This window comes from Synechococcus sp. RC10B2 (genome assembly GCF_047502635.1).
In genome coordinates, this window is sequence record NZ_JANSHO010000039.1 from 5,149 (window position 1) to 9,855 (window position 4,707).

Genomic DNA, 4,707 nt, shown 5'->3' on the forward strand with positions numbered 1-4,707 from the left:
GGCCGTCGCCTGCGGTTTTGTTCCCCCTTCGGGGGGATCCCTAGAAATTGGAAACATTCTCTAAGGGCTATGGCCGTCGCCTGCGGTTTTGTTCCCCCTTCGGGGGGATCCCTAGAAATTGGAAACTATATTTCTTCGTTCATTGATTAACTCCATCGACTGCACGTTCCCCCTTCGGGGGGATCCCTAGAAATTGGAAACGGATCCTTCATCCGAGACTAGCGACAAGGGATCCGGCCAGTTCCCCCTTCGGGGGGATCCCTAGAAATTGGAAACGCGACTGGCCCGTGGTGAGCGTTAAGCTGAGGGCGCAAGTTCCCCCTTCGGGGGGATCCCTAGAAATTGGAAACAACCATAAGGCCAACTCCATGCCGTGGCCCAAAGTATCAGTTCCCCCTTCGGGGGGATCCCTAGAAATTGGAAACACTCCCAGTTGTGCAGAGCCTCCGCGTAGGCGCTGAAGTGTTCCCCCTTCGGGGGGATCCCTAGAAATTGGAAACAACCATAAGGCCAACTCCATGCCGTGGCCCAAAGTATCAGTTCCCCCTTCGGGGGGATCCCTAGAAATTGGAAACACTCCCAGTTGTGCAGAGCCTCCGCGTAGGCGCTGAAGTGTTCCCCCTTCGGGGGGATCCCTAGAAATTGGAAACACGAGAACGTTACCCTGGTCGCCCCTGTTTTGGATAGTTCCCCCTTCGGGGGGATCCCTAGAAATTGGAAACCGTAAAGACGTTGGCGGAGGCAACTGGTTTTGCGAAGAGTTTGTTCCCCCTTCGGGGGGATCCCTAGAAATTGGAAACGCCACTCGGGAGGCACAGGCATCTTGATGCGACGGGAGAACGTTCCCCCTTCGGGGGGATCCCTAGAAATTGGAAACTACAACAATTCTGGAACCCGCCCGATCCAGATAGCCGTTCCCCCTTCGGGGGGATCCCTAGAAATTGGAAACTTCCGGTTGCTAGACAGTTACCCTTGCCAGTCGATAACCTGTTCCCCCTTCGGGGGGATCCCTAGAAATTGGAAACCGGGGTGAACAGGCGGAAGTTGATGGTCAGTTCCTGTTCCCCCTTCGGGGGGATCCCTAGAAATTGGAAACATTGATAGGCTCGGTATACACCCTGGGGTAGTTGTTCTTTCTTATGTTCCCCCTTCGGGGGGATCCCTAGAAATTGGAAACTTCCTTGGTATACTTCACCATATGCCCCTCCCTTGTAGTTCCCCCTTCGGGGGGATCCCTAGAAATTGGAAACGTCCAGATAAGGCGCCGTTTCGACATTTTCAACTCCTTTTGTTCCCCCTTCGGGGGGATCCCTAGAAATTGGAAACACTGGATAGATCATCAGGGGTAAACAAGGACACGTTGTGTTCCCCCTTCGGGGGGATCCCTAGAAATTGGAAACGGGGGTCATGGTTAATATTTCAGGACGGGTTTATTCGTGGTGGTTCCCCCTTCGGGGGGATCCCTAGAAATTGGAAACACGTCCCTAAGGAATTGGCACTCCTCTGAATAAAGAAGGTTCCCCCTTCGGGGGGATCCCTAGAAATTGGAAACTGATGGTAGACCACTGCATAGTAACGTTCGGGACAGCCGGTTCCCCCTTCGGGGGGATCCCTAGAAATTGGAAACCACGGGGGGCAAGGCAATCCCTCAAAGAGCTCGTTTTCCTGTTCCCCCTTCGGGGGGATCCCTAGAAATTGGAAACCTATCTCGGAAGGCGATGTGGTGTACGTACACCCCGCCGAGTTCCCCCTTCGGGGGGATCCCTAGAAATTGGAAACACGGGCCTTAAACGGCCCAGGAACGTCCTTGGAACCCTAGGGTTCCCCCTTCGGGGGGATCCCTAGAAATTGGAAACTATTTTTAGAATGGGCAGAGTTGTGTTCACTGCCCGAATCGTTCCCCCTTCGGGGGGATCCCTAGAGATTGGAAACAAGGGAGTGGATATAATCTCCTGTTCCCCGTTCAAGGAATAAGTTCCCCCTTCGGGGGGATCCCTAGAAATTGGAAACTCCACACCCGGGTTGTACACCCGGTAGTGGACTGCGAAGTTCCCCCTTCGGGGGGATCCCTAGGAATTGGAAACTTTGGAAACTCCCCCTGCTGTGTTCCAGGGATGATCTGGATCCCCTGAAGTTATCCCTTCAGAGGGATCCCTAGAAATTGGAAACCGCTCCCGGCATTCCGAGAGCGGCAAAGGTTTTAGCAGTGTTTTCCCTTCGGGGGGATCTTGAGAAGTCAGAAAGAAAAAACTAGCCCTTGATACACAGAATGGGTCTTAGGCGCGCTACGAGTTTCGCGATCTTGGCTTGGTCGGCAGCGCGCACAACTTTATCTACGTTTTTGTAGGCCTGGGGCGCTTCTTCGGCTACCCCCCGCAAAGAAGGGCTGCGGACGATGACGCCGCGCCGCCTCAGTTGTTCGACGATCTCCTGCCCTGTCCAGGCTTTGAGAGCTTGGTTGCGACTCATCGCCCTTCCGGCGCCGTGGCAGGCCGAGGAGAGGGAAAGGGCCTCACTTTGCTCCGTGCCGACCAGAATGTAGGAGGCCGTGCCCATGGAGCCGCCGATGATGACCGGCTGACCGATAGAGCGGAAAGCCTGAGGGATCTCTGGGTGGCCAGGCCCAAAAGCGCGCGTTGCCCCCTTGCGGTGGACGAACAGGCGACGTTTTTTCCCCTCTATCACGTGCGTCTCCTCCTTACAGGTGTTGTGGGAGACGTCGTAGATAAGGTCGAGTTCAGCCTTGGGAAAAAGCTCGGCGAATACCTGGCGCACCCAGTGGGTGATGATCTGGCGGTTGGCCAAGGCGCAGTTGATAGCTGCCCGCATTGCTCCCAGGTAGCTTTGCCCCACTTTGGACTTCAAGGGCGCACACGCCAGCTCGCGGTCAGGCAGCTCTATGCCGTGCTCTTTAGCCGCCTCTTGCATCTTCTTCAAATACTCCGTGCCAATCTGGTGACCCAAGCCCCGGGAGCCGCAGTGAATAGTAATGACCACTTCCCCCTGCTTGAGGCCGAAGCTCTCGGCAGCCTTGGGATCGTAGATCTCGTCAACAACCTGGACTTCGAGGTAGTGGTTACCTGAGCCTAGAGTCCCCATCTCCCGCCGCTGGCGCTCACGCGCATAGGCGGAGACTTCGCTCGGCATTGCTCCCCGCATGCGGCCATGTTCTTCGATGCGCTCTAGATCTGTTTTCTTGCCGTAGCCTTGAGCCACAGCCCATTCTGCTCCGCCTTCCAGCATGGCTTCCATCTCTTTGTCGCTCAAGGAGATCTTGCTGCGGCTGCCAAGCCCTACCGGTACGCTCGCATACAAGGCATTGGCTAAGGGTTCTGCCGCTTCCTCCACTTCTTCGCGCGTCAGCCCCGTCCGCAAGGTTCTCACGCCGCAGGAGATGTCAAAGCCCACGCCGCCGGCGGAAATCACCCCCCCTTCTTCCGCATCGAAAGCAGCCACCCCACCGATGGGAAAACCATAGCCCCAGTGGGCATCTGGCATCACGTAGCAGGCTCCCACGATCCCTGGCAAGGTGGTCACGTTGCTGGCCTGCTCGGCCACTTTGTCGTCCATCTCCCGGATTAACTCCTCATCGGCAAAGATCAAGACTGGGGCACGCATTTTGCCTTTAGGAGGAATGCGCCAGACAGTCTCATCTACACGCTCAAGTTTCTTGATATCCATAGACTGCCTCCTTTACACATCCACCACACACTGTGCCACCCAAAGCTCACCCTCTTGGGCTACCTTGAGTTGCGTGTAAGTTGCCCCTTTAACTTCTACTGCCGGTCGGTGCTTGGCGCGGTCAACTCTTTCCCCCCACAGGCTGGCCTTGAGATGGTCTTTTGCAAGATGCACTTCAACTTTCCCAAAGAGCATTCCTCTGACTGCCATCTCGTAGATCACTGCGTTCAGGAAATCCACCAACAACAGTTCCAGATCGCCTGAATTTTCTAGCTCAATCTCTAGCCGCTCCCTGGGAGCTACTTCATCCACGCTGGTGATCACCGCAGTCAGGGCCAAAGCTGCCTGGGCAAAAGCTTCCTCCGGGGTCGCCCCATAGCCGCGGACGCCGACATCGGCCATGTGTTCGAAATGATCCCATCTTGCCCGCGCCACGGTCGTCTCCTTGTTTTGTGCAGTCCTCAGTGCAGGCCAAAGACAAATACCGCCCAGGCTAAGGCGCGGCACTGCAGCTTACCGCGGGATCCCTGCAGATTGGGAATAAAAGCAGCCATGATACTACCATTGTATTCGTCTCTTATCCTGCCGAAAGTTCCTTAGGCTGGGGGGATCCTCCCACAAGATAAAGAAAGAGTGAAAAGGCCCAATGGTTTCGCCATCAGGCCCTCCTTGTCTAGGGGAGCTTCCCAGAAGAGAGAAGCTGCTGGTGTGACGACTAACGGGTAGACCAGTTTATCGTTATAGAACAAAGCGGCACCTTGGTCACCGCTTTGAGATTTGGCGTGGTATGCCCGGCCTTCCACTACCGTTTGTACCGCCTCCCAAGGCCATTGGTTCAGGCAGTAGTGGAGAACATCCTGAGGAGTAGCCTCAGCCTGTGGAGAATCTTTGTGGCGGATGGACTCCAACGCAAAGCCGACTACCAAAAGTTTTTGCGAAACTCCTCAATCTCATCCTCGTAAGACTCATACCACACAAAAGGATAGCTTGGTAGCCCCGCACTTGAGTGCGGGGCGGAAAAGCCCG

General features: G+C 55.6%; 2 protein-coding genes and 1 CRISPR repeat array. Both genes read right to left on the reverse strand.

What is annotated here, in order from left to right; genetic code table 11:
- Positions 1-19: 19 nt before the first annotated feature.
- A CRISPR array of direct repeats spans positions 20-2,169; the repeat unit is 36 nt; unit sequence GTTCCCCCTTCGGGGGGATCCCTAGAAATTGGAAAC.
- 81 nt (positions 2,170-2,250) lie between these two features.
- On the reverse strand, positions 2,251-3,681 hold the full coding sequence (locus tag NW855_RS04650) for an RtcB family protein (protein ID WP_414508410.1): 1,431 nt from the start codon (positions 3,679-3,681) through the stop codon (positions 2,251-2,253).
- A gap of 12 nt (positions 3,682-3,693) precedes the next feature.
- Positions 3,694-4,116 (reverse strand): archease, encoded by a 423-nt coding sequence (locus NW855_RS04655; RefSeq protein ID WP_099835756.1) that lies wholly within the window; start codon positions 4,114-4,116, stop codon positions 3,694-3,696.
- Positions 4,117-4,707: the final 591 nt, after the last annotated feature.